Origin of the sequence: Gilvimarinus gilvus (genome assembly GCF_030518155.1) — a bacterium.
GTDB classification, from domain to species: domain Bacteria; phylum Pseudomonadota; class Gammaproteobacteria; order Pseudomonadales; family Cellvibrionaceae; genus Gilvimarinus; species Gilvimarinus gilvus.
In genome coordinates this window covers 1-425 of sequence record NZ_JAULRU010000368.1, presented here as the reverse complement: position 1 = coordinate 425, position 425 = coordinate 1, and the positions used below count along the sequence as shown (strand labels likewise).

At 54.6% G+C, this 425-nt stretch carries 1 protein-coding gene; it reads left to right on the top strand.

Annotated features, from left to right (window positions below; all coding sequences use genetic code 11):
- A partial coding sequence (locus tag QWI17_RS06300) for a hypothetical protein (protein WP_019751566.1) occupies nucleotides 1-210 on the top strand: 210 nt, incomplete at its 5' end.
- Nucleotides 211-425: the final 215 nt, after the last annotated feature.

Genomic DNA, 425 nt, shown 5'->3' with positions numbered 1-425 from the left:
ATGCGACTGACTAACCTTTTCCTGATTGGCGTAATGGCAGTGGGCATCAGCGGCCAAGCCTTTGCAGAGGGCGGGGCCGAGCGCTCACTGAAATTCAACAAAGAATTCCGCGATGACCAGAAACGCCTTTGGGGCGAGAAGGAAAAGGAGGCAGAGCAGTCGAAGCCTTCGTCCACCCAGCAAAAGGAGGGCCCTAAAAGCCAGTCCTGAGCTGATAGATGTGCTGTTCATCTACCTATTTTTTGCTGCTCGATGATCAAAGGCGCCTCGGCGCCTTTTCTCGTTTCTACCATCCCACTCCGCCATACCGACTACCCGACCTGCTAGGTCAGCTCCTCACTTCAAGTAAGACCTGAGTACCGAGGAGATTTTGTCTGCCTCCTCTAGTCGCTGAGCCGCATCCAGATGCTCTGCCGCCAGATGCT